This is a genomic window from Paenarthrobacter nicotinovorans (assembly GCF_021919345.1).
In the GTDB taxonomy this organism is placed as follows: Bacteria; Actinomycetota; Actinomycetes; order Actinomycetales; family Micrococcaceae; genus Arthrobacter; species Arthrobacter nicotinovorans.
The window spans coordinates 1,961,172-1,984,331 of record NZ_CP089293.1 but is presented as its reverse complement, the minus strand read 5'-3'; the positions used below and the strand labels follow the sequence as shown (position 1 = coordinate 1,984,331).

Sequence of the window (23,160 nt, the reverse complement as noted above, 5' to 3'; positions counted from 1 at the left end):
GGCCAGTACGGTACCGGCGACCAGCGGGAACCGTGCGAGCAGTGTCACTGGGCGTGCCCCCGCGGCGGGCGGTCACCCACGGTGATTCCTGCTGAGGACCACTTTCAACGCTTCGGTCTCGGTGGCCCGGGAGAAGGTGTCGTAGGCGTCCATGAATCCGTCGAGGGGGAAATGGTGGGTAGCGAACTTGTCGGCCGGCAGTTTGTGCTGGGCCACCAGCCGGAGCAGCATCGGGGTGGTGTTCGTGTTGACCAGACCCATGCTGATGTTGATGTTGCGGATCCACAGGTCCTGGAGAGGCAACTCGACCGGTTTTCCGTGGACGCCGATGTTCGCTACGCTGCCGCCGGGGCGCACCAGGCGCAGGGCCATCTCGAAGGTCTCCGGAAGCCCTACCGCTTCCATGGCGACGTCCACGCCGGCTCCGTCGGTGAGAGCCAGGACGTCGCTGGCCCATTGCGGGTTCCCTGGGTTGACGGTGTGGGTTGCCCCGAAATCGGCTGCCCGGGCCAGGCGGCTGTCATTCGGATCAATGGCGATGATCGTTGATGCTCCGCAGAGCCCCGCCGTCGCCATTGCCGCAAGGCCGATGGGCCCGGCGCCCACCACGGCGATGATGTCCCCAGGGGCCACCCGGCCGTCGAGTACGCCGATTTCAAAGGCAGTGGGAAGAATGTCTGACAGCATGACCGCCTCGTCGTCGCCGACGCCGGCCGGCAGCTTGTGCAGGGAGTTGTCCGCGTAGGGTACGCGGACGTATTCAGCCTGGGTTCCGTCGATGAGGTGACCGAAGATCCAGCCCGTGCCCACCTGCCCTTCGCTGCCCAGACAATGCGAGAAGAGTCCCTTCCGGCAGTTGATGCAGTGCCCGCAGGACTTGATGCAGGAGATGATGACACGGTCACCCTGGCTGATGCCGCTGACGGAACTACCGGTTTCGGTGACCGTACCAACAGCTTCGTGTCCAAGGATGCGGCCGGGTTGAACGGCGGGGACGTCGCCCTTGAGGATATGCAGATCCGTCCCGCAGATCGTGGTTGTATCAACGCGAACAATGGCATCGCCGGGCCTGGTGATGACCGGATCCGGAACATCCTTCCAGGCTTTGACGCCTGGGCCGCCGTAGACGAGGGCTTTCATGACATGAGGTCCGTCCTGTGTGAGGCCCCGCTACAGCCCTTAACCCGGGTGCGGGGCGGTTTGGAGAAGGGGTCAGCGGAATACCTGGGCGCGTGCGTCGTTCAAGGGGGTTCCCCAGAGGTCCGGCCGTTTGGTCTTGAATCTCCGGCCGGTGAGTGCTTCAGGCGCCAGGCGCAGGTAGTTGTCCTTGGTGCCCGGCTGCCAGGGATCAAGTCCGAGTGCGTCGACGACGGCCTTCTCCCGGCGGTCCAGGATCACGTGTGCCCGTCCACGGGCCACCACGCTCCATGCCTTTTCGCTGACGGGCTCGTAGCCGTCGATCTCCAAGGCACACGAGGTCGTCATGGTGCTCCAGAACTTGGTGCCCGCACCTGTGCGGAAGACAATGCTGTCGCCGTCCAGGACGTAGTTCACCGGAAAGACATCAGGATGCCCGTCCACGAGTACGGCCAGCCGGCCCACGTTGGTTTGGTCCAAAAGGTCCCAGCAGTCGTCCGGGGCAAGCCGCTCAACGGCGGCAGGAGGCTTTGTGTTCATGCCCTTGACGCTAACGGCGGCAGGCCGCCGTCGTTAGGGCCGTTGGTCCCGGCTTCCCCCACATGCCGGCTACTCCAATGACGCCCGGGTAGCGTCGTCCAAGGGACTCCACCAGGTCAGTGGCGGCGTGACCTTGAAGCGTCGTCCGGTCATGGCCGTCGGAACGATACGGACAAAATGGTCCTTCCGGCCGGCCTGCCAAGGGAAGAGCAACAAACCGACGGTGTCCAGCACTTCCTGCGTCAGTTTGATGCTTTCCGCTGTTCCCTTGACGACGACGCTCCACGCGACACCAGTGTCGGAATCCACGCCATCTGCTTCGATGGCCACAGGTGTTGCGCCGAGGGCCGCGTGCAGCTTGGTGCCTTCTCCTGTTCGGAAAACCAAGGTTCCGTGATCCACCTTGAAGTTGACGGGGAAAATGTCGGGATGATCGACTGCCCATACTGCCAGGCGCCCAACTGAGACACTGCGGAGGAGCTGCCAGCATTGGTTGGCGTCGAGCTTCTCCGCCTCGGGAATTGCAGGTTTGTTCATCATGCGACGACACTAGGACGGCCGACGGTTCCGTGACAGGGCACAAAGACCCCCTGCCTGATTGACTGATGGGGCGTCCGCTGATGGAAGGCCTAACGAGTCCCGGAGTAGGCTGGCACCCAAGGAGCCGGGATGCCTCGGAGAGGGTCGCCGGCCTTGGTGAAAGGCAGCGATGAACGACACTCCGGACCCACACGGCACACCACCGGGCGTACCCGGCGTACCGCTGGAGGAACTCCTCAAGGACTTCGTGGCGAGGGCCGGAGAATTGCTCCAGGCCCAGGAAAGAACGCGAGGTCTCCTCGAAGCCGTGGTGGCGGTGGCCGAAGACCTGGGCCTGGAGTCCGTGCTGGAACGCGTGGTCGCCTCAGCCTGCGACCTGCTCCGGGCGCGCTACGGCGCTCTGGGAGTAATAGGCGAAGATGGCGGGCTCAGCCACTTCATCACAGTCGGCATCGACGAAGACCTGGCAAGCCGCATCGGCCCTCTCCCCACCGGGCACGGAGTCCTGGGGCTGCTGATCACCGATCCCATGCCGCTGCGGCTCCACGATCTCAGCCGGCATCCGAACGCTTACGGTTTTCCAAAGCATCATCCGCCGATGAAGTCATTTCTCGGAGTGCCTGTCCGGGTCCGCGACAAGGTCTTCGGGAACCTCTATTTGACGGAGAAGGACGGCGGAGAAGACTTTACCCCCGAAGACGAGGATCTCGCCGTCGCCCTCGCCGCGGCAGCCGGGGTGGCAATAGAGAATGCCCGCCTCTACGAAGACGCCCGCAGGCGGACCTCGTGGCTCGAAGCCTGCATGGACATCACCGGCAGGATGCTCGACGACGGCCGGCCTGAAGGTGCCTCCCTTGACCTGATCGCGGAAAGGGCAATGCGCGAATCCGGAGCAGAACTGGCCTTGGTGCTGCTGCCTTCAGCGGAGCAGGCCGGGGAATACACCGTTGAAGGCCACGCCGGCAGAGATGATGGCATGGCCAATGCCGCCCCGGTTAAGGGACGTGTCCTGTCCGTGGCCTCCACCGGCATTCAAGGCCGCAACGATGGATCGTCCTCAACCGTCCAGGACCCCTGGCGCCTCTTCCCCGTCGACCGGGCCGGGCAGCCGGGAACCCTGCTGGCAATGGACCTCAGCGCCCAGGGCGACCCTCAGGGGATCCTGGTCCTTGGCCGATCATCCGGAAAGGGGGCTTTCTCCACAACCGACGTAGAGATGGCTTCGGTGTACGGCTCACACATCGCCTTGGCCCTCGCCCTTGACCGTATCCACCGCCTGCGTGAACAACAGGTGGTCTTTTCTGATCGGGACAGAATTGCGCGGGACCTCCACGACCTGGTCATCCAACGGCTTTTTGCCGCAGGACTCAGCATCCAAAGTTTGCGGCGCTTTGGCGCAGCACCGACGGTCGAAGGACGCATCAACGCCATCACGGACGAGCTGGACACCAGCATCAGGGACCTCCGCAATACCATCTACTCGCTCCGGGCCACCGGAGACGATCGCGAGCTCCTGAGCACCCGCATCATGCAGACCATCCAAACAGGAGCCAAAGCGCTCACGCACGCACCGCACCTGACGTTGACAGGCGCGATCGATTCCCTTGAAGACGACGTGCTGGTCGAGCACCTCCTGGCGGTCCTGACCGAAAGCCTCAGCAATGCCGTGCGCCATTCCGGCGCGGAAACAATCACCGTCTCCGTTGCTGTGGAAGATGACGCCTTGACGATGGAGTTGGCGGACGATGGCTGCGGCTTCAGCGAAACAGGTTCCGGCAACGGACTGGACAATATGGTCCGCAGGGCGGCGGAACTAAACGGTTCATGCATCATCACCAGTACGCCGGGCAAGGGGACATCCCTGACGTGGACCGTCCCGCTGCGCTGAGCGGGACCGGTATCAGCGGCCCTTGCCGGCATTCTCCCCCGGCGCATTGGCCATGAAGACGGCGGCTTGGGTCCTGCGCTCGAATCCCAGCTTTGCCAACAACGACGACACATAATTCTTGACGGTCTTCTCCGCCAGCAGCATCTCCTCGCCGATCTGACGGTTGGTCAGGCCCTGCCCCACGAATTCCAGGACCCGCCGTTCTTGTGGAGTCAGGGACGCAATCCGGGGATCAAGCTTCTTTGGTTCAGTAAGTCCGCGGATAATCCGCGCTTTGACGTCTTCATTGAACAAGGATTCACCCTTCGCTGCCCGCCGCAGCGCACCCAGAAGGTCAGTTCCCCCGATTTCCTTGAGGATGTAGCCCGCCGCGCCGGCCAGCACTGCACCCCGCAGCGCCTGCTCGTCGTCGTAACTGGTCAGGATGAGGCAGTTCAGCGCGGGGTCGACGGACCGGACGTCCCGGCATACCTCAATTCCGGTGCCGTCAGGCAGCCGCGCGTCCAGGACGGCGACATCGGGATGGAGGGCCGGTATCCTGCGCGTCGCTTCCTCCGCCGACCCGGACATACCAACGACTTCGAAACCTTCACTTTCCAACAGTTCCTGCAGCCCCCGACGAACCAATTCGTGGTCATCGAGGATGAACACGCGGATGGGCTTCGCCGTGACGCCTGTCGGGCCGGGTTCCTCAAAACGATTCATGGTTTCCTCTCCGGCGGGGGCGGCACCGCACATGCCGATCTTTGAACACTTCCAAATTGTTGCCGACGTGTTCGTCGGGTTACAAGGGCCTAATGACCCTGCACAACCTTCGTGACTTTTGGCCCTGTTGCCGTTCGGCGATTAAACGGACGCTGGAACTACGGGAAGACCGGACGCCACCTTGCAGGAGCTTGGTGGTTCCATCAAAGAAAAAGGAGCAGTGTCACCATGAAGAAATGGACGCGATGGCAGGACTGGACAGTGGTCGCCGCTGGAGCCTACGCGGCCCTCTCAGTGCTGTGGACCACGCAAACTGGATCCTCGACGGCGGTAATGGTCACCTTGGGCATTCTTCTGGTCATCGGAGGAGTCGTTAACCTGGCCGCCCCGGGAATGCCCGCCGCGGAATGGGCGCAGGCCATTATTGCTGTGGCTTTGCTGCTGGCCCCGTGGGTTGCCGGTTTTACCTCCGCTACGGCCACTGCGTGGAGTGCATGGATACCAGGGGCGGTGGCTTTGGTAGTTACCGCGCTGGCCATAAAACCAAGCACGGAGGAATACCGGCACCACCACGTCATGCCCTCGGCATAACCAATCCGGAATCTGGCGCCTGAGCACCGCTCGGCGCCAGATGTTTACCCGATTACTCTCCCCTTTTCCAGCCGGCCCGAATGAGTGGACAGGTCACCATGCAGAACAAGCACGCAGCCAGGCTTCGGTTCCTCGGCGCAACAGACTCCGTCACGGGTTCGCGGTATCTCATTGAGTTCAAGGGCTCACGGGTACTGGTGGACTGTGGCCTCTTTCAAGGCTACAAGCGGCTCCGGGAACGCAACCGGCGGCCCTTCCCGGTCTCACCGTCTTCCGTTGACGCCGTTGTCCTGACCCATGCTCACCTGGACCATACCGGCTACGTCCCTGCCCTGGTCCGCGACGGTTTCCGAGGCCCCGTTTACGCCACGCACGGAACGGAGCAGCTCTGCAAACTCCTGCTGCCCGACAGCGGGCACCTGCAGGAAGAAGAAGCCCGCTACGCAGTCCGGACCGGTTCATCAGTGCACAAACCTGCCCTTCCCCTCTACACCGCGGCTGAGGCCGTCAAGTCGCTTAACAGCTTCAGGCCCGTCGACTTTGACACAGCCATCGAAGTTGCACCCGGAGTCCGGGCCACGTTCGTCCCGGCCGGACACATCCTGGGGGCAGCCCAAATACAGCTCGAGGTGGGAGAGCGGTCAGCCCATTTCACTGGAGACCTGGGCAGGACGGATGATCCGTTCATGTACCCGCCCCGCCAACTTGGGACGGTAGACGTCCTGGTAACAGAGTCCACCTACGGCAACCGGCTCCATCCAAAGGGCAGCCCGGAGCACGAACTGGCTGATGTGGTCAACAGGGTCATCAAACGAGGAGGCGTGATTCTGATAGCGGCGTTCGCTGTGGGCCGCGCAGAGACACTGATGCTCCAACTGTCCCGGCTTCGCCACAATGGACTCATTCCGGATGTGCCGGTCTACCTTAACAGCCCCATGGCCATCGATGCCTCCTACATGTACCAACAGCATCCTGAGGAGCACAGGCTGCGTCCTGAAGAATTCACCAGCATGTACCAGCTGGCCAAAATGACCCGCAGCGTGGATGACTCGAAACTTCTCAACCTCCGCGGAGGCCCGATGATCATCATTTCCGCCAGCGGGATGCTCACGGGCGGCCGGATTCTCCACCACGTCGAAGCCTACGGTTCCGATCCCAGGAATGCCCTTGTCCTGAGCGGCTACCAAGCGGCTGGAACACGGGGGGCGGCCCTTGCCGCCGGTTCCCGCGAAATCAGGATCTATGGAAAGAATGTCCCGCTGCGGGCCGAGGTGGTTCAGCTCGAGGGGTTCAGTGCCCACGCCGATGCGGACGCGATCATCCAGTGGATGCGCTCCGCTCCCCAGGCACCGGCAATGACTTACATCACCCATGGGGAACCGGAAGCCTCCGACACCTTGCGTTTACGCATCAAGCGCGAACTCGGGTGGAACGCACGAGTCCCGGAATACTTGGAAGAGGTCAGTCTGGATGCCCCGGACTAGCTGCACAGCCAGGGATGTTGGGGTAATCAACGTCCAACAGCGGGACTTCCGGCCCTAACTCCCGGAGACGGGACACAGGAAACTGGACATGCAACCCCCGGACCCATCGCTCCGGGACATATCCAAGAAGAACGGGACAGCCATGAAGGAAGCAATTGTCGTTGGTGTCAACGATTCGCCCAGCAGTGACGCCGCAGTACGGTGGGCCATGCAGAGGGCAGCGGCCCTGAAGCTGCCCGTACAACTTGTCCACGCCGTCGACGACCGCTGGGCCTATGACGCCGTCGGATATAACGAATGGATCCGGGAGTCCGGCGAGACTCTTCTCGCCGCCGCGAAAGACCACGCCAGCAAGCTGGAACCAACTGTGGAAATCTCCACCGTCCTGGTCTCAGGGGGGTCGGGCTACGCTCTTGGCAAGAAGTCCAAGAAGGCCTCCATGGTAGTGGTCGGCTCCGGGCACGGTTGGGTTGGTGGTTCGCTGACGGACCGGGCCTTGCAGGTAGCCACGGTGGCCCAGTGCCCGGTGGCGGTCATCGGCGAGCATGACATGTCGAACCGGCACGGCGTCCTGGTCGGTGTTGACGGTTCGGAAGAATCCACGCAGGCGGTCGCGTTCGCCGCCGCAGAGGCGGATCGGACAGGCCAGGAGCTGACGGTGCTGCATGCCTTCCATTTACCGGAACCAGTGGTGAGCCGCGGCATGCCCCCCGGTAACTACTCCGAACTCGTTGCCGAACAAGAGCGCGTGGTCTTGTCGGAAACAGTTGCGGGTCTGGCGGATACCTATCCCGACCTCGCGATCCATCAGGTCCTCGAAACCCGCATGCGACCGGCGGAAGCACTGCTCGCATATGCGGCCACCGCGCGCCTGCTGGTTGTCGGCAGCAAGGGCCATGGCGCCTTCAAACGACTGCTGCTCGGATCCACGGCGCATGCGGTGCTCGGCAAGATTCCCTGTCCGACCATCATTACGCGTCTTCATACAGTGAAGCACTCCGAATAGGACGGGCGGCCCTGGCGCAGTGGTCCGGCCATTGTGATCCAGGGCCTCCGCACTGTTCTTCGCCGGACATCACGTCATTCCCTGCCATCAGGCCGGCGGGTGCCTGACGACTATCACCGGACAACCGGCGTGATGGAGAACCGCATGGGCGGTTGAGCCAAAGCTGCCACTGACTGCACCTTGAGCAGAGGTGCCCACGACCACAACCTGGGCACCCCCCGCTGCCCCCACCAGCGTCCCCGCCACGGAGGTTCCCGACAGGAGGCGGTCCCGGACCTCCAGACCCGGCCAGGTGTTGCGTACTGACCGCAAGGCCGAGTCGAGCATCTCCCGCTTTTCGGTTGCACCCGCTTCGTAGAAAGCGTCTTGGTGAAATCCGTGGTGTCTGTGGACGTGCACGATTTTGAGCACAGAGTGCGCCAAAGAGGCGAAGTTCGCCGCATAGCGGAGAGTGGCCTCCCAGCCTTCGTCAGCTATGCCGACGACGACCGGCCCAAGGGGTCGTTCCGAACCTCCGATGACGGCCACAGGGCAGGCTGCCGTGGAAGCCAATTCGAGGCTGACCGACCCAATCAACAATCCTGGAAATCCTTGCGCACCACGGGTGCCGACGACCAGGAGGGAAGCTGTTGCCGCCAGCTTGCGGAGGTTCTCAGCCGGCCACCCATAGACCAGGCTTGTTGCGATTTGCGCGTCTGCAAACTCTTCGCGGGCGAGAGCCACCCCATCGGAAACAATTGATTCCGCTGCGTGCCTCAGACCGCTGCCTGCTATACCCGGAACCGGCCCCATATTGTGGGTAAACACCGGCCAGAGCGAACAATGCACCACATTGAGGATGAAGCCGCTCCTGCGCGCCTGCATAGCAGCCCACCGCACAGCTTTGCCCGCCGCGTCGGAACCGTCGTACCCGACAACGATCCGTTCCTCCTCATTCATCGCCGCGTCCCTGGCACATCATAGTGGAAGGCAGCCGCTCTCAGGCCAGGAAGACGTGCTTGCCCGTGACCTCTGCGGGCTGAATCCGGACGAAAAGGTCACGCCCTCCACCTGCCCATGGTTCAACCAGGGCCTTTCCCCAAAGTTGGGTGAGCAACGCGGGCTCGACTACCCGGGAAAACGGTCCGCTGAACAGCACGGACCATCCTTCGCTACGATCCGACCGGAAATCATCCACCTGGAACGAAACCTGAAGTCTGGCGACGGGCGTGCCGATCATGCCATCCGCAGAGGTGCGGAAGTAGATGCTGTTCTCATGGACCAGGTAATTGACCGGCAGGATCATGACCCTGCCATGGTGCACAAAACCAACCCTGCCGGTTGTCCGTGAACGCAGGAGCTCCCAGCATTCCTCTTCCCCGAGATCCTCATTGACGTGCCGGGCTCCATCTATCCGGCCTGGTTCCATGCTGGGCAGGGTCATCGCTCATCCTTTCGTGGGGTGCGCCTTGGCTCTCTTCTTTGATTGAGAGCCTATGAAGCCCCACCCGGGAGGCGTAGGGCCAAAAGGCCCCAAGCTACGGTTCGCTCTGCCCCGATGCATCCTTATCCGGGTTGTGGACCACGAGCACCGGGCAATGGGCATGGGCCACACACGCCGAGCTGACCGAACCGAGCAGCAACCCTCCGAAACCCCCATGTCCGCGGCGTCCAACCACGATCATGTCCGCTTCGCGGCTGGCCTCAATCAAACCTTGCCTGGGATGATTCCGGACAAGGCGGGAGACAACGTTGTCCGGAAGCGCGGGCCCGAACGCCTTTTCGACAGCCTTGCCAAGGATCTCTCCTGCGGCTTTCTCGAAGTCCGTTATGCCCATGGCCACGTAGCCGTCGTAAACACGCGGATACTCCCAAAATGCTGTGGCTACCACCTCGGCGCCCAGGGGCCCGGCGAGCTGTTGGGCCACGCGGAGAGCCGTGATGGATGCCTCGGAGCCGTCAACTCCAACGATGATCTTTCCCGTCGAATCCTCGCGGTCCATGACCGTCCTTTCGCCGAACCAACCTTCCTGTCTGCTGCAAAATACCCTTGAATTGCCGACGTCGACCAGAGTCTTAGGTCACGATGCTGCGGTCCGGTCGTCCCGGGAGCCTTCCGAGCGAAGCTGCTCAATCGTCCGGCGAAGAGTGCGGATGATGTCATCGAGCTCCGACGTCAAATTTTCCATCCGGTCCAAAGCCGAGGGGTCGCCCATGAAGCGTCGCAGGTTCTGGATCCCCAGACCGGCAGCGAACAAACGCTGGATCACCAGATCGTGCAGGTCGCGGGCGATCCGTTCCCGGTCAGTCAGCAGCAACGACTGTTCCCGAAGCGCACTCACGCGTGCCAGATCCAAGGCAAGCCCGACCCTGCTGCCAAAAAGCTCACTTGATTCAATATCCGTACGCGTGAACAGCCGCCCTCCGGCGGGACGGGCCAGCAGCAGGACCCCGTTCTCGGTTCCCCTGTGCCCGAGCGCGAAAATCAACACCGGTCCCAGCTTGTCCGACACTTCGGTCCCGAACACCTCAACAGGGTCCCGCACGATGTCGGATTCCCCTGTGGCCAGTACCGAGGCCACGGCATCTGTCACCGGAAGTTCTTCCCCCGGGTAGACGCCTTGCACCCCGACTGCGGACCGGCAACGCAATACTCTGCCGCCCGCAGGCACCGCGACCACACCCAATGCTGAGTCGGAGGCACGCAGCGCCGCTTCCGCTACACGATCCAGATTGCCGCGGTCTTCGTCGAACTGGCTGGCAATCAAGCGGCTGCCCAAGTCAATTCCAGCTTCCAGCCATCGTTGCCGGCAGCGGCTCTCATCGAACAGGCGGGCGTTTTGGATAGCTACGCCGGCCGCCGCTGCCAAGGCGATCGCCAGCTCCTGATCTGCGGCCGAGAAATCCTGCCCGTTGCTTTTTTCCGTCAGGTACAAGTTGCCGAAAACGACATCACGCACCCGGATGGGCACGCCGAGGAAGGTCTTCATGGGTGGGTGGTTCTCTGGAAAGCCCACAGCCATGGGATGCCGACGCAAATCATGGAGCCGAAGGGGCTCCGGCTCCCGGATAAGGTGACCCAGTACGCCGTGCCCCGTGGGAAGTTCACCGATGGACCTGATGCCGTCGTCGTCGATGCCTACCGTAATGAAATGGCTCAAACGCTGGTCTTCGCCGATGACGCCCAAGGCACCATACCGTGCATCCACCAGGACGCACGCAGACTTGACCACCCGGTCCAGGACAGCCTCCAGGCTGAGGTCCTCGGCAATCGACACGACTGCTGCCAGCAAATCGTTCATTTGCTCCTGGGCGTGCAACAACTCGTCGGCACGCTCTACGAATTGCCGGAGGAGAGTATCCAGGCGTCCATCAGCCGGAGGTTTCCAGTGGTGCTTGTCGCTCGTCATAGCCGGACTCCCTTGCAACGATCCGCCAGTGTCCTGTGGTTGAGTCTAGGGGAACTGGCCGAAGTGGGCAGGTAACCTTCGGCTTTGTTCGGTGCCTGTCTTGCGTGCCAACCTGGCGACGTTCCCTGTCTGTGTCATGGCAAAGACAGATCCCAAGGAGTGGGCACTCCAACAGAAGGCTCACATGCTGATTGCATGCCTTGCTCCCGCACTGGCGGACACGGCTGAGCCGGGCCTTCCAGCTCCCGGCCCGCTGTGACTTTTGGCCCTGTTTGAAGGACCGTCGGCCGCCCATGCTGGGACTGGAGGACAGGAGGCAAACCATGGAACTTTCCAACTTCGAGAAACTTGAATTGGACGAGATCGCCAAGGGACTCGAGGAAGAGGATCCCAAGCTGGCTGCGCTCATGAGCTTGGAGGACTTGGGACGAATCCGCTGGACGCAGACCGTGCGTGGAGTCCTCGTCGGACTGGCCGGACTCGGCTTGTTGCTCACCGGCGTCGCCCTCAGTGAACCGGTACTGGGAATAACAGGCTTCATGGTGATGGGCGGTGGCACCTTCTGGGCAACCCTCTTCATGGATGCCCGTCCCGGCCGCAGGAAGACAACCGCCTCCAAGCAACGTCAGGGAAAAGATAAGGAAACACCATGAAAGCACTGATTGTTTACGATTCCGCTTACGGAAATACCAAGGCAATCGCGGAAGCGGTGGCTTCGGGTCTTGGCACCGCCAACGCCAGCACAGTACCAGTTGCCCGGTTCCGGCGTGCTGATCTCTCGGTAGGAGACCTGCTGGTAGTAGGAAGCCCTATTAATGGCTGGCGCCCCACTCCAAAGACCATGGAAACACTGACCGCCGTCGAGTCCGAGGGACTCATGGGGGTGTTGGCTGCTGCTTTCGACACCCGGGTCAAGCTGTTCATCCACGGTGACGCTGCCGGGAAGATTTCGAGGCACTTGAAAAAGGCGGGAGCCACTCCCGTCAGCAAGCCCATGCCTTTCTATGTCGGAGGCACTGAGGGACCCCTCCTTCCCGGCGAAACCGATCGCGCGAAAACCTGGGGCGCGCAGCTGCTGTCCCTGATGAAGTCCCAGGCCGCGAAGAGGAGCCAGTGATGGCCGGGCGTTTGGATCCCAGCAAGGTGATCGTAGGGGTCGACGGGTCTCCCGCTTCAGTTGAAGCCCTGCGTCAGGGCCAACATCTGGCCATGGCCCTCACTGCGCCTTTGGAAGCCTGGGCCTGTTGGGAATTGCCCGTTGGCTACGAGGCCTACCTGGCAATGGGGATCGACGGTTTTGCCCACGACGCCGAGCAGAACATGGAGGAGGCCCTCGCGAAGGCCTTCGGGGCGGACCTGCCGAAGAATGTGAGCAGGCGTCTCGTTCAGGGATCCGCACGCGCCGCTTTGGTGGAGGGAAGCAAGCATGCAGCGCTCGTCGTCGTCGGCCGCCGCGGACACGGGGGCTTTGGCGGACTCCTTTTGGGCTCAGTGAGTTCGGCCGTCGTCGCCCACGCGCATTGCCCGGTAGTCGTGGTTCATACATACGAAACCACCCCCTGAGATGGAACCGGACCAGGCGACGCGGCTCACGGCAGCCGGCATGACCTGCCGGCGTTGGCGGCAACGGCAGCGGGACCTTGGGCCCTGTCGAGGCGGATCGCACCGCCATAGGATCGCGGCATGACAGACAACAACATAGTGCCTGAGGCAGAAGTCCTCGGAGCCGACGATTGCTGGAGGCTTCTGGGCGAAACACACGTTGGCCGTCTCTCGGTCATCGTGGACGGACACCCGGACATCTTTCCGGTGAACTTTGCGGTAGACAACCAGACGATTGTCTTTCGAACCGGGATGGGGACCAAACAGCAGGCCATGGAAGCCGACTCCGTGGTGGCGCTGGAATCGGATTCGGTGAGCGGGGAGTTCGGCATCGCCTGGAGCGTTGTGGTGAAAGGTGCCGCCGAAGCAGCCGGGCCGGGCAGCCCCACCATGGACGAATTGCGGCGGGCCCTCTTCCCTTGGCAAGGAATTGGCCAGGACTTCCTCTATCGGATAGTTCCCCGGTCCATCACCGGCAGGCGCTTTGATCTTTCAGCACCGATGTCCCTGCGAACCCCGCTCGACGACGCCACGCGGGCAGGCTTGGAATAAGTCCCGGCCGTCCGCTGTGCCCCTTCCTCTCAAGAAGCAGGCGACGTCCGGGCCGGTTCTTCCTTTGACGCAGCTTCCCCTGCGCACAAGCGTTCGGTGCACTGCAGTTAGCCCGCGCGTCGGTTGGTCCCCCGCTCTTCACTGCCGGTGGAGGTCGCCACGGGTGAGGCTCCCGGTCTGTTCATGCACATTTTTGCTAGATAGACTTGCATCTTCAGATTAGAAGTAACTGAGGTGCGTGATGAACGGCTTCGACCAGCAGGCGCTGACGAGGGCAGCCATTGATCTGCTCGCCCTCAGTCCCGACGACGTTTGGGTCGCACAACTCGCCAACGGGGGCAATGCGAGCAGGGGGGAGATCGCCGCATATTGCGCTGCAGAGGCCGCGCTCAGCGGTGACGCCAGGGACGCGGTGTCTCAGGCCGTCAACGAACTGATCATGGATTTCGACCTGCCCCTGCGGGTTCCTTATAGCTTCGACCCGGAAACGGGAAGCGTCGAACCCCGGGAGTAGTTGCAGGCAGCCGGCTGTGGATGTGCCTTTTGTAGCGTCCGGACATCTGATGATCTGCCAGCACATGTGGGGCCTTCTGATCAACCAAGGATCTGCGCACCGGTAGTTCCTGCACCCGGTACTTGGAGGCTGAGGTACTAGGGCGCCGGTGGTGGTTTGGGGGCCCGCTTGTGGCGCAGTTCGATGTTGAGGGTTTCCTTTTCCACGAAGTCCAGGGCACTTCGCACCGCACCCATGGTCACCACGGAATCGCCCAAAGGCGACACTACCAGCGACGGGACCGTAGCGGGAATTCGCGGGGAGCCGCACTGAAATTGGTTCGAGCAGGGCGCCGGCCGACCTGGCAACTGCACCACCTATCACCATAGGTTCGGGGTTGTGGATGGCGGCGGCGTAGACGTGTTCAGTCTCGACAGCTCCGGGACCAAAGCGCTCACTGGCCAGAATAACGACGACGACATCCACCCCGCCCGCCGAACCTTGCCCGCGATCGCCCAAGGCCGCAAGGTCTCCGTCGTTGGCCAACAAAGTCGTTGGCCAAACAAAACGGTCCCCCCGTGGAGTTCCTTAAGGGCCCAATATCAGACCGACGTCAAAAGGGCCCAAAAAGGTTGAGTCACCAGAACATCACCGTTCCGGTCTACGGGAGCCGCGATTCCTGCGGAGTGGACACGGAGGGCTCTGCACTTATTGGCTCTTGACCTCCCTCCCGCACAGGTCAGATACTACTTCAGGCACTAAATTTTGATCCCAAATAAACTTCGGAGACACAAAATGAATGCAAGCCCCGACCACTCAGGCAGCCACGCCATCGATGCCACGACAGATCGCTGGAACTCACTCTGGGAGCCGGCCGCCCGCCGCTACCAGCCTCTCGTCGATCAGACGACGCCGACTGTACCTCCTGCGGCCTCCCCGCTTCCCGGCGCGGCAGCCCAGGCTTAGTCCGGACGCAGCATTCCGGGCCACCCGGCGTCGTACGACCTTGGCTGCGACGGTGGGCTGCTTGTCCTCGCCGAGCCTCGCCCTCAGTGCGCCAGCTCTACCTTTTGGTTCGCCTACAAACGCTTCCCGTCGAAGCCATTTGCTATTGCTTGACGATCCGCCTCCGCCTCTCTTGATGGATCGCCGTCATCGTGATGCGGCCGCCCAAGTTCCCGCGGCAACGCCGGCAGGTGTCGGGATTCCCGGCCCGCAGCCGCCCATCCATGCTTGCGGCCGAAACGCCCCTTTAGGGGTCGCCGCTCCACCATCCATCACGGCGAACACCTGTGGACGCGTCGTTCCTCGCGAGCTTGCCCTTCTTCACTATTAATGATTCAGTAATACCATGTCCAGAATTCAGGCCCAACAGGACGCCCAGATGCTTCGGGCCGTCCTGCCCCTATTGACCCTCACTTTGATCGGCGAGAACGAATCTTATGGCTATCAACTTGTCGAACGGCTGGCCGGCCTGGGGCTGGACGTATCAACCGGATTGGTCTACCCCGTGCTTAGCAGACTTGAGCGCGATGGCCTGGTCAGCACGAGAAAAGTCACGTCCAGCAACGGGCCGCCCCGCAAGTACTTTGCACTCACTGCGGCCGGCACAAAAGCCAGGTCGGCCGCGAAAGAGCAGTGGCTCCTGGTAGCCGCGGCGGTCCACCAAGCAACCGAGAAGGAGCACCTCCAGCCATGACCAGCAGCACCCTGCAGACAGAGGATCCCCGCCCATCGTTTCCTGCCCGCCTACGTACGGAGACGTATCTTGCCCGTGTCGACTGGCACCTTGAGGCCGTCATGAACGGCAAGCACCGCAGGTCGACAATCAGGGAACTACGGCAAGCAATACTCTCCGATCCCCGCGGCATCGACGTAAGCCTCGATGACCTCGGATCTCCCAAGTCGCTAGCCCGGCAATATGGCGACGATGAAGACCTCCAACCTCTATGGTCAATCGGCGTCATCTCAGCAGGGTCGATGTTGCTCGCTTACTGGGTCCTCTTCCTGACCTTTGCTTTTGGCATGCTGGCAGCGACGGACTCAAGCACACCCATGAAGGCGCACGCGGAGTTCCTGTTCGTCGATGTCACCACCTTCTCTACAGCCGAGGCGGTTGGCATTGAATGGACCAGCGGTTGGGCATGGCTGATCGTACCGGCGATCATCGGCGTCGTTTCTTTCTTGCTGGGCGCGCGCTGCTGGCGTCTTTTCGGCCGTTCGGGAAGACGTACGCCCTAGCGTCGCCACTGCGAGGTTCAGGACAACGGCGCCCGTACTGTCCGGCTTCCACGACGAGCCCGACATTTGTTACTGGCCCCGGCCCCTCACCAGTGAAGCCAAGACTAACCGCCCCCCTGGAAGCGCGATACCCCATGGCGGCGCTGGTCCAGCCAGTCGACGCCCAGCCGAAGGCGGAGCCGGAGCCTACAGCGGGCGACCCCTCCACGATTCCTCGTCGACGCGTCTGACTTGCCCAGCCGGAAACCACTCCACATGATAAACGCGCCGGTCATCCACCCACTCAACAAGCCCAAAGGTCCTCGTATACTTGATCGCCCGGCCATAGATCTCCCCCACCCGGACCAGCGGCTGACTGCCAGGCTCCAACTCGATGATCTTCCCGTCATCAGGCCTGGGGTGGCTGCTGTCGGCATCTATCTGCGCCAACATCCGGGCAAAGGCGGCGGAGTCTTGCTTCGGTCTCATGACAACAAGACTAGAACATATATTCGAATCAGGAATCCCTTCCCCGTACCGCACGACATCGGCGTGGTTGGGTTCGACAACTGGGAACTCTTCAGCACCACGCCCCAACCCCCGCTGACAACAGTGGACATGAACCTCGAGGACATGGGCCGCGCCGTGGCGGAGGAACTCCAGGAGGCCATCTCGGTGCAGCCCCGGCCAGGTCGCCGTCGTCCATGCTCCACCGTCCGAAGCTGTCCAGCAAAACGGCAGTTACCCGCGGAATATATTCTGAGCACACTCAGTTATGAGTACAGTCACCCGGGATCCCAAGGCGGCACTTGCCACACCTCTCCCGGAACCGTCCAGCCAGCTGGCCACGACGGTAATCACAACAGAAAGTTCGTGAAAATGTACTCACTCAATGGAGCAGTTGTCCTCGTCACCGGCGCGAACGGCGGGATCGGAACCCACTTCGTCCACACCGCCCTGGCGCGGGGCGCCAGCAAGGTCTACGCCACCGCGCGAACCCCGCGCACCTGGGACGACAACCGAATCGTTCCGCTGACTTTGGACATCACGGACCCGTCGTCCATACAGGCCGCAGTCGAGGCTGCGCCCGATGCAACCGTCCTGATCAACAACGCTGGAGCATCCGTGGCCACCTCGGGCATTCTCAGCCACACTGATGCGGAGATCCGGGCCAATGTGGAGACGAACTTCCTGGGCCCGCTCTTCCTCGCCCGCGCGTTCGCGCCGATCCTGTCGGCCAAGGACAATGCTGCGATCGTCGATATCCACTCCGCCATGAGCTGGTACGCCGTCGGTGGCATTTACAGCGCAACCAAGGCCGCCCTGTGGTCGGCCACGAATTCGCTGCGCCTGGAGCTCGCGCCCGAGGGCGTCCATGTGGTGGGCGTCCATGTGGGGTATGTGGACACGGCGATGGCCGCACACACCACCGACCCCAAGATGGACCCGGCCGAACTGGTCAACAAGGTGCTGGACGCCGTGGAGGCCGGTGAATACGAGGTACTCGCCGACGAGACATCGGTCCAACTCAAGGCCGGGCTCAGCGCGCCAATAGAGGCGCTCTACCCCCAGCTCTCCCCCAGCAAGTCCCGGTAACAACAGCCGCGCCGTGGTGATGGATCAGCCCCATCGCCACGGCGCTTTCTCCCTTCACGCTTGACTACAAAACTGAGTCCACTCATAATTGAGTTAAATCACTTAGTAAAGGAGTACCGCGACATGCGCGCATTTGTTGTCACCAAATACAAGGAACCCCTCCAGGAAGCCGAAGTCGCCGAACCTGTCATAGGCGACCGTGACGTGCTGGTGCAGGTCCACGCTGCCGGGCTGAACCAGCTGGACGAAAAGATCCGATTGGGCGAGTTCAAGCAGATCCTTCCCTACAAACTCCAGCTGATCCTCGGCAACGACGTTGCAGGCACAGTGCTTCGCGTGGGACAAAGCGTGAAGGGATTCAAGCCCGGCGACGAGGTGTACGCCCGCCCCCACCAAGACCGCATCGGCACCTTCGCCGAACGGATAGCAATCGCGGAGGAAGACCTCGCGCTCAAGCCCGTAGCGGCCAGCATGGAGGAAGCCGGCTCGCTGCCACTTGTAGCGCTGACGGCATGGCAGGCCCTCGTAGAACAGGGCAATGTGCAACCAGGGCAGAAAGTTCTTATCCATGCCGGCGCGGGCGGGGTGGGATCCATCGCCATCCAGCTCGCCAAACATCTCGGAGCGACCGTTGCTACCACCGCCAGCAGCTCCAACGCCGGATTCGTCCGCGACCTCGGCGCCGACGTCGTCATCGACTACCGCAACCAGGACTTCGAAAAGCTTCTGAGCGGATACGATCTGGTGCTCGATAGCCTCGGAGGCGAAAACCTCCAGAAATCACTGCGCATCCTCAAACCAGGCGGGAAGGCGATAGGGATCGCCGGCCCGCCCGATCCGGCCTTCGCCCGCAGGGCAGGCCTCAACCCCGTGCTGCTCCTTGCGACCACTGCACTCAGCAGCAAGATCCGCCGGAAAGCAAGGAAGCTCGGCGTCAGCTATGAATTCCTCTTCATGCGGGCCAGCGGCGATCAACTTCGCCGAATCAGTGCCCTGGTGGACGACGGCGCACTGCGCCCCATCGTAGGGAGAGTCTTCACCTTCGGCCAAGCTCCGGAGGCACTGCAATCCCTGGCCGCAGGTGGCTTCCGAGGCAAAGCAGTCCTCAGCGTCACCGCCTGATCCACCGCTGCTATCCGCCCAGGAATTAATCCAATAACCCAGGAGAACCATCATCATGGACTACACCGACGCACCCAACGAGCCGGTCATCACCTCATATGCGGAGGCACCGGCCAGAACCATCACCGCCGGCGGCATCAGCTTCGCCTACCGCGAGCTTGGGCCCAGGGGCGGGATCCCCGTCATCTTCTTCGTGCATCTCGCCGCTACGTTGGACAACTGGGATCCCAGGATCATTGACCCCATTGCCAGGAACCGCCACGTCATCACCTTCGACCAGCCCGGAGTCGGCGCGTCCACAGGACACGTTCCCACCAGCATCGAAGCAATGGCCGACGACGCCTACACCCTCATCAAGGCCCTGGGCTTCACAACCATTGATGTCTTCTCCTTCTCTTTGGGCGGCATGATCGCCCAGGACCTCGTCTCAAAACACCCCAGCCTTGTCCGCAAACTGGTCCTGACCGGAACCGGTCCCCGCGGTGGGAAGAACATCGACAAGGTGGTCCGTACCACCTACTGGGACATCCTGCGCGCGACCGTCACCCGTTCAGACCCCAAGGAATTCCTCTTCTTCAACCGCAACGTCGCCGGCAAGACCGCTGCGAAAGCCTTCATTAACCGCCTGCAGGAGCGGACCGGGAACCGTGACCAACCAATCACCACCCGCGCGTTCCAAACACAGCTCAAAGCAATCCGGAAGTACGGCCGCTCGGCCCCGTCGGACCTGTCCTTGCTAACACAGCCCACGCTGATCGCCAACGGCGACAACGATCGAATGGTGCCTTCCAGGCTCTCCGAGGACCTTCACCGCCGCATCAAAGGTTCCCAACTGATCATCTACCCAGACTCCGGCCACGGCGGTATCTTCCAGAACCACGCCACGTTCGCACCCGCCGTCGTCGAATTCCTCACCCCCTGACCAGTACGCCGGCCAAGGCACCTGGCCCGCACTTCGATACACTCATTAGTGAGTCGAGTCATTTTGATTTCGGAGGAGCCCCTTGCCTGTCACATCCAAGCCTCTCGGACGGCGCGAGCGGAACAAGCAGGAGAAGCTGGACCGGATCACCGCCGCAGCCTCTGAACTCTTCGCCCAATATGGGGTGGAGGAGGTCACCACCCAGCAGATCGCCGACAAAGCGGACATCGGCACCGGAACCCTGTTCCTCTACGCCAAAACCAAAGGCGAACTGCTCCTCCTCGTTCAGAACGCCAACTACGCCGCAGCCCTCGAACGCGGCCGGGCCGCAGCGGAAGAAACTCCCGGCGCCCTGGATGCGGTGATGTCCATCGTGAAGCCGATCGTGGAGTGCAACCGAACCCAGGTCGACAACGGACGCTTCTACCTGCGCGAAATGGTATTCGGAGACCCCACAGAGCCGCACCACAGCGCAGCCCTGGCGATCGTTGGGGAAACCGAGGAAGCCATCGCCACCGTATTCACCCGGGAAGGACTGGCTGATGCCCAAGACGCCGCGACGACAGCACGGGTTGTGTCTGCGGTCATGTTCATGACCATGGCAGCAAGTGACAACACCGGCATTGACATCGAGGCCCTGGTGCAGGACATCAGGACCCAGATTCGGCTGTTGATACCACGCTGAAACGGGCCGGGTCTCCTGCTTGGGTGCGTTACACGTCGATTGCAGACGCATGAACCGGCTTGCCGGGCTAAAGTCACAGACGGGGTGCCACGTCGCTTGTACATTCTGTTCAGACGCGGTGGGGGAAGGATTCCACCTTGGCCGGGTCGCATTCTACGACGTCGCCCAACGCCTCATCGATCAGCTGCAGCGTTTCCTTCCCCAGGACGAGGCCAGCCGCCTTGACCGTGTCCTCCAGTTGTTCCGGCCGGCTGGCGCCGACGATGGCCGCCGACACGTTGGGATGTGCCAGGACCCAGGCCACTGCCATCGTGGCCAACGGCACGCCAAGGGTGTGGGCGATCGGCTTGAGTTTCTCTACACGCTCCAGCACCTCAGGGCTCACAAACCTGTGCCCGGCCTTTAGTTCTCCCGCCGGCGTGCTGAAACGACTTCCCACCGGAACAGTGGACGTGCCGTATTTGCCGCTGAGCACGCCTTGCGCGAGCGGCGACCAGCACACCTGGGTGATCCCGAGCTCTTCGCATGCGGGCACGACGTCGGTCTCTATGACGCGCCAAAGCATGTTGTACTGCGGCTGACTGGAAACCAATTGGATGCCAAGCCCCGCTGCCAAAGCAGCGCCGGCGCGAATCTCCTCTACCGTCCACTCCGAGACCCCGATGTAGTGGGCCTTGCCGGCATGGACGATGTCCGCGAAGGCGCCCATGGTCTCCTCCAGCGGGGTTTCGTAGTCGTAGCGGTGCGCCTGGTAGACGTCCACGTAGTCAGTCTGAAGACGGCGCAACGATCCGTTGATGGATTCCATAACGTGCTTGCGGGACAGGCCCCGATCGTTCTTACCGGTGCCCGTTGGGAAGTACACCTTCGTCATGACTTCGACCCCCTCGCGCCGTGAGCCTTTGAGGGCCACCCCGAGCATGGTTTCCGCTTCAGTCCCCGCATAGGCGTCTGCGGTGTCGAATGTCGTGACGCCAAGGTCCAGGGCCTTGCGCACGCATGCCGTCGCGACATCCTGGTCCACGGTCTCCCCGTGGGTGGCCCAATTGCCCAAAGCGATCGCGCTGACGTACATTCCGCTGTTTCCGAGTTTCCTGTAATGCATGAGCATTCCTTTCCGGGTATATGGCACGCTACGGCGTGACCTTGAGTTCCCGGATGGTCAGTTCCCGGAACGTGGCCGCACCTTCGTGGGCGTAGAGGCGGATGCCGTCATCGCCGTCGAGCGGGAAGACCCGGTGCGAATGGACCACGCGCCCGTCGCCGACGAACATCTCTACACTTGTCCGATCCACCAGGATGCGTAGCGTGAGTCTTCCGGCGGCGGGGTCCACCGGGGTTTGGGATTCCCCGGCCGTGGGGTTGACGGTGGGACGGCGGTTGACGTAGGTGAAGGGCCCGCGCAGGTAGGCGCCTGCTGCAACGTGTCTGCCTCCTCCTGGTGCGCGGCATAGCTCGAAACCGAGATTGGCCGGTGGCGCAGCCGGATCCCACACCACCTCGCAGCTCAGATCGTAAGCGTTCGAGCGGACCTTCAAGTCGTATGTACCGGAAACTGCCACATCACCCAGCCGATGTGTGCGCTTCACGTGATTACCCAGCGCAGACGTGGGGGTGGAGGAAAGGTAGTAGGCGCCATTTCCACGCTTGAGCCGGACGTCACGCACGATCATGTCGTCGCCGTTGTAACCGTCTGCGGCAAGGGTGGGCGTGTTGTGGGGGTAGTCCCAGAAATTAGCCCATCCGATCGCCCGCCGCAGGGTTGGGTCCTCAGCACCCGATTCTGTGTGATGCGGGTAGGTCACAGCGCCATAGAAATCGAAACCGTAATCGAGCCATTCCGGCTCGGCATGGTCGGGTGTAAAGGAACTGCCGTCGAAAGCGCCGGTCCAATACGCATACGTCGCGGGCAATCCGCGGCCCTTGCCGTTCGCGCTGGTGCCCAGGACCCAATGGGAGGTGCCGTCGTCGGCTGTCATCCGAAAGAGGTCAGGGCACTCAAGAAGCCCAAGGTCAGTGCGGACAAACTCCCCAACACGCTTCCAGGACCGCAGGTCCGGTGAGGCGTAGAACCCGAGCTTCTGCCCCTCAGCGTTGGCCATGAACCACCGCCCACGGTCCGCGTCCCGGATCACCTTGGGATCACGGAAATCGTGCACGCCGGGGTTGGGCAGCACCGGAGCCGCGCCACCGGGCTTGAACGAACGCCCCCTGTCAGTCGAGTACCAAAGGTACTGCGCCTGGCGACCTTCCGGTGCCTGGGTGACGAGTGCTATGACCGCCCCCGCACCGTATCCCGCAGTATTTCGCTCATCCACCACCAGGCATCCGGACCAACAGTCACCGTTGCCGTTGCTGAACTTCGGGATCGCGACACCCCGGTCCCGGAACGCTACGTGATCGGTTGTAGTGGCCCGGCGCCAGGACGTGCCGCCCCCGCCGGTGATGTAGTCGGCGTTGTACAGGTAGTAGTAGTGGTACTCCCCGTCCAGGTAGATGGGTCGTTGGGGATCGTTCTTCCAGTTGTCGCTGACGCTGAAGTGATAGTCGGGGCGCATCCGGGTTGGTCCTTTCGAGGGGCTGCCTGCCGCCGACGCGGGGTCGGACAGCGCCAGGGATCCGCCCAAAGCAACCGCACCGGCGCCTGTCAGTAGTCCGCGGCGGGAGAATGATGATGAATTCTTCATG

General features: G+C 62.3%; 28 protein-coding genes and 2 pseudogenes. 17 read left to right on the top strand and 13 right to left on the bottom strand.

Features of this window, described 5'->3' with window-relative positions:
• Positions 1 to 72 precede the first annotated feature (72 nt).
• From JMY29_RS09270 to JMY29_RS09260, 3 genes are all read right to left on the bottom strand, one after another.
• The gene (locus JMY29_RS09270; protein ID WP_079581277.1) at positions 73 to 1,140 is read right to left on the bottom strand and encodes a zinc-dependent alcohol dehydrogenase family protein; all 1,068 of its coding nucleotides are present in this window, start codon (positions 1,138 to 1,140) and stop codon (positions 73 to 75) included.
• A 72-nt stretch (positions 1,141 to 1,212) separates the two neighbouring features.
• Positions 1,213 to 1,677 (bottom strand): pyridoxamine 5'-phosphate oxidase family protein, encoded by a 465-nt coding sequence (locus JMY29_RS09265; protein ID WP_079581278.1) that lies wholly within the window; start codon positions 1,675 to 1,677, stop codon positions 1,213 to 1,215.
• 69 nt (positions 1,678 to 1,746) lie between these two features.
• Positions 1,747 to 2,217 (bottom strand): pyridoxamine 5'-phosphate oxidase family protein, encoded by a 471-nt coding sequence (locus JMY29_RS09260; protein WP_018779700.1) that lies wholly within the window; start codon positions 2,215 to 2,217, stop codon positions 1,747 to 1,749.
• A 169-nt stretch (positions 2,218 to 2,386) separates the two neighbouring features.
• Here JMY29_RS09260 and JMY29_RS09255 point away from each other — a divergent pair, with 169 nt between their 5' ends.
• Positions 2,387 to 4,105: a sensor histidine kinase gene (locus JMY29_RS09255; RefSeq protein ID WP_189075652.1), complete on the top strand. Its 1,719-nt coding sequence runs from the start codon at positions 2,387 to 2,389 to the stop codon at positions 4,103 to 4,105.
• A gap of 12 nt (positions 4,106 to 4,117) precedes the next feature.
• Here JMY29_RS09255 and JMY29_RS09250 read toward each other — a convergent pair whose 3' ends face one another.
• Entirely contained in the window at positions 4,118 to 4,810 is a 693-nt protein-coding gene (locus JMY29_RS09250; protein ID WP_039241452.1) for a response regulator, read from the bottom strand.
• Between the two features lie 228 nt (positions 4,811 to 5,038).
• Here JMY29_RS09250 and JMY29_RS09245 point away from each other — a divergent pair, with 228 nt between their 5' ends.
• The 3 genes from JMY29_RS09245 (at position 5,039) to JMY29_RS09235 (ending at position 7,891) form a co-directional block, all read left to right on the top strand.
• On the top strand, positions 5,039 to 5,401 hold the full coding sequence (locus JMY29_RS09245; protein WP_018779703.1) for an SPW repeat domain-containing protein: 363 nt from the start codon (positions 5,039 to 5,041) through the stop codon (positions 5,399 to 5,401).
• 80 nt (positions 5,402 to 5,481) lie between these two features.
• Positions 5,482 to 6,885, top strand: a complete 1,404-nt coding sequence (locus JMY29_RS09240; protein WP_374757502.1) for an MBL fold metallo-hydrolase RNA specificity domain-containing protein — start codon at positions 5,482 to 5,484, stop codon at positions 6,883 to 6,885.
• 88 nt (positions 6,886 to 6,973) lie between these two features.
• The gene (locus JMY29_RS09235; RefSeq protein ID WP_189075653.1) at positions 6,974 to 7,891 is read left to right on the top strand and encodes a universal stress protein; all 918 of its coding nucleotides are present in this window, start codon (positions 6,974 to 6,976) and stop codon (positions 7,889 to 7,891) included.
• Between the two features lie 87 nt (positions 7,892 to 7,978).
• On the opposite strand, the gene JMY29_RS09230 is transcribed toward JMY29_RS09235, so the two are convergent.
• From JMY29_RS09230 to JMY29_RS20965, 5 genes and pseudogenes are all read right to left on the bottom strand, one after another.
• Entirely contained in the window at positions 7,979 to 8,830 is an 852-nt protein-coding gene (locus JMY29_RS09230; protein WP_055976244.1) for a universal stress protein, read from the bottom strand.
• Positions 8,831 to 8,870: 40 nt separating this feature from the next.
• Positions 8,871 to 9,314 (bottom strand): pyridoxamine 5'-phosphate oxidase family protein, encoded by a 444-nt coding sequence (locus JMY29_RS09225; RefSeq protein WP_079581283.1) that lies wholly within the window; start codon positions 9,312 to 9,314, stop codon positions 8,871 to 8,873.
• Positions 9,315 to 9,408: 94 nt separating this feature from the next.
• Positions 9,409 to 9,873 carry a universal stress protein gene (locus tag JMY29_RS09220; protein WP_079581284.1) on the bottom strand — a complete coding sequence of 155 codons (465 nt, stop codon included), beginning with the start codon at positions 9,871 to 9,873 and terminating at the stop codon, positions 9,409 to 9,411.
• Positions 9,874 to 9,951: 78 nt separating this feature from the next.
• Positions 9,952 to 10,140, bottom strand: coding sequence for a hypothetical protein (locus JMY29_RS20970; RefSeq protein WP_394525657.1), 189 nt, complete (start codon positions 10,138 to 10,140; stop codon positions 9,952 to 9,954).
• A 630-nt stretch (positions 10,141 to 10,770) separates the two neighbouring features.
• Positions 10,771 to 11,172, bottom strand: a pseudogene (locus JMY29_RS20965) (GAF domain-containing protein); the annotation flags it as partial.
• Positions 11,173 to 11,603: 431 nt separating this feature from the next.
• Here JMY29_RS20965 and JMY29_RS09210 point away from each other — a divergent pair.
• The 5 genes from JMY29_RS09210 (at position 11,604) to JMY29_RS09190 (ending at position 13,948) form a co-directional block, all read left to right on the top strand.
• A complete protein-coding gene (locus tag JMY29_RS09210) occupies positions 11,604 to 11,933 on the top strand; it encodes a DUF3040 domain-containing protein (RefSeq protein ID WP_189075654.1) in 330 nt (109 codons plus the stop codon).
• Positions 11,930 to 12,397 carry a flavodoxin family protein gene (locus JMY29_RS09205; RefSeq protein WP_018778537.1) on the top strand — a complete coding sequence of 156 codons (468 nt, stop codon included), beginning with the start codon at positions 11,930 to 11,932 and terminating at the stop codon, positions 12,395 to 12,397. The genes JMY29_RS09210 and JMY29_RS09205 overlap by 4 nt, the downstream gene beginning before the upstream one ends.
• Positions 12,397 to 12,843 carry a universal stress protein gene (locus tag JMY29_RS09200; protein ID WP_189075655.1) on the top strand — a complete coding sequence of 149 codons (447 nt, stop codon included), beginning with the start codon at positions 12,397 to 12,399 and terminating at the stop codon, positions 12,841 to 12,843. Before JMY29_RS09205 ends, JMY29_RS09200 begins: the two co-directional genes overlap by 1 nt.
• Positions 12,844 to 12,963: 120 nt before the next feature.
• Complete coding sequence (locus tag JMY29_RS09195) at positions 12,964 to 13,434, top strand: pyridoxamine 5'-phosphate oxidase family protein (RefSeq protein WP_189075656.1); 471 nt, start codon at positions 12,964 to 12,966, stop codon at positions 13,432 to 13,434.
• 241 nt (positions 13,435 to 13,675) lie between these two features.
• Positions 13,676 to 13,948 (top strand): hypothetical protein, encoded by a 273-nt coding sequence (locus JMY29_RS09190; protein ID WP_018778540.1) that lies wholly within the window; start codon positions 13,676 to 13,678, stop codon positions 13,946 to 13,948.
• 137 nt (positions 13,949 to 14,085) lie between these two features.
• Here the strand turns inward: JMY29_RS09190 and JMY29_RS20935 are convergent, their stop codons facing one another.
• Positions 14,086 to 14,214 (bottom strand): hypothetical protein, encoded by a 129-nt coding sequence (locus JMY29_RS20935; RefSeq protein ID WP_307730327.1) that lies wholly within the window; start codon positions 14,212 to 14,214, stop codon positions 14,086 to 14,088.
• A gap of 508 nt (positions 14,215 to 14,722) precedes the next feature.
• Here JMY29_RS20935 and JMY29_RS09180 point away from each other — a divergent pair.
• The 3 genes from JMY29_RS09180 (at position 14,723) to JMY29_RS09170 (ending at position 16,168) form a co-directional block, all read left to right on the top strand.
• A complete protein-coding gene (locus tag JMY29_RS09180) occupies positions 14,723 to 14,893 on the top strand; it encodes a hypothetical protein (protein ID WP_155845942.1) in 171 nt (56 codons plus the stop codon).
• Between the two features lie 385 nt (positions 14,894 to 15,278).
• The gene (locus JMY29_RS09175) at positions 15,279 to 15,626 is read left to right on the top strand and encodes a PadR family transcriptional regulator (protein ID WP_018778542.1); all 348 of its coding nucleotides are present in this window, start codon (positions 15,279 to 15,281) and stop codon (positions 15,624 to 15,626) included.
• Positions 15,623 to 16,168 carry a hypothetical protein gene (locus JMY29_RS09170; RefSeq protein ID WP_189075657.1) on the top strand — a complete coding sequence of 182 codons (546 nt, stop codon included), beginning with the start codon at positions 15,623 to 15,625 and terminating at the stop codon, positions 16,166 to 16,168. The genes JMY29_RS09175 and JMY29_RS09170 overlap by 4 nt, the downstream gene beginning before the upstream one ends.
• Positions 16,169 to 16,354: 186 nt before the next feature.
• Here JMY29_RS09170 and JMY29_RS09165 read toward each other — a convergent pair whose 3' ends face one another.
• The gene (locus JMY29_RS09165) at positions 16,355 to 16,636 is read right to left on the bottom strand and encodes a hypothetical protein (RefSeq protein WP_189075658.1); all 282 of its coding nucleotides are present in this window, start codon (positions 16,634 to 16,636) and stop codon (positions 16,355 to 16,357) included.
• Between JMY29_RS09165 and JMY29_RS09160 the strand changes: the two are divergent.
• The 5 genes and pseudogenes from JMY29_RS09160 to JMY29_RS09140 all read left to right on the top strand — a co-directional run.
• A pseudogene (locus JMY29_RS09160) lies at positions 16,568 to 16,789 on the top strand (substrate-binding domain-containing protein); the annotation flags it as partial. The gene JMY29_RS09165 and the pseudogene JMY29_RS09160 sit on opposite strands and share 69 nt — an antisense overlap.
• Positions 16,790 to 17,026: 237 nt before the next feature.
• Complete coding sequence (locus tag JMY29_RS09155) at positions 17,027 to 17,743, top strand: SDR family oxidoreductase (RefSeq protein WP_018778546.1); 717 nt, start codon at positions 17,027 to 17,029, stop codon at positions 17,741 to 17,743.
• Between the two features lie 123 nt (positions 17,744 to 17,866).
• Complete coding sequence (locus JMY29_RS09150) at positions 17,867 to 18,865, top strand: NADP-dependent oxidoreductase (protein ID WP_189075660.1); 999 nt, start codon at positions 17,867 to 17,869, stop codon at positions 18,863 to 18,865.
• 55 nt (positions 18,866 to 18,920) lie between these two features.
• Positions 18,921 to 19,787, top strand: a complete 867-nt coding sequence (locus JMY29_RS09145; RefSeq protein ID WP_189075661.1) for an alpha/beta fold hydrolase — start codon at positions 18,921 to 18,923, stop codon at positions 19,785 to 19,787.
• A gap of 82 nt (positions 19,788 to 19,869) precedes the next feature.
• Positions 19,870 to 20,472: a TetR/AcrR family transcriptional regulator gene (locus tag JMY29_RS09140; protein WP_189075662.1), complete on the top strand. Its 603-nt coding sequence runs from the start codon at positions 19,870 to 19,872 to the stop codon at positions 20,470 to 20,472.
• A gap of 109 nt (positions 20,473 to 20,581) precedes the next feature.
• On the opposite strand, the gene JMY29_RS09135 is transcribed toward JMY29_RS09140, so the two are convergent.
• Both JMY29_RS09135 and JMY29_RS09130 read right to left on the bottom strand, forming a co-directional pair.
• On the bottom strand, positions 20,582 to 21,577 hold the full coding sequence (locus JMY29_RS09135) for an aldo/keto reductase family protein (RefSeq protein WP_189075663.1): 996 nt from the start codon (positions 21,575 to 21,577) through the stop codon (positions 20,582 to 20,584).
• A 28-nt stretch (positions 21,578 to 21,605) separates the two neighbouring features.
• Entirely contained in the window at positions 21,606 to 23,030 is a 1,425-nt protein-coding gene (locus tag JMY29_RS09130; RefSeq protein ID WP_189075767.1) for a glycoside hydrolase family 32 protein, read from the bottom strand.
• Positions 23,031 to 23,160 lie beyond the last annotated feature (130 nt).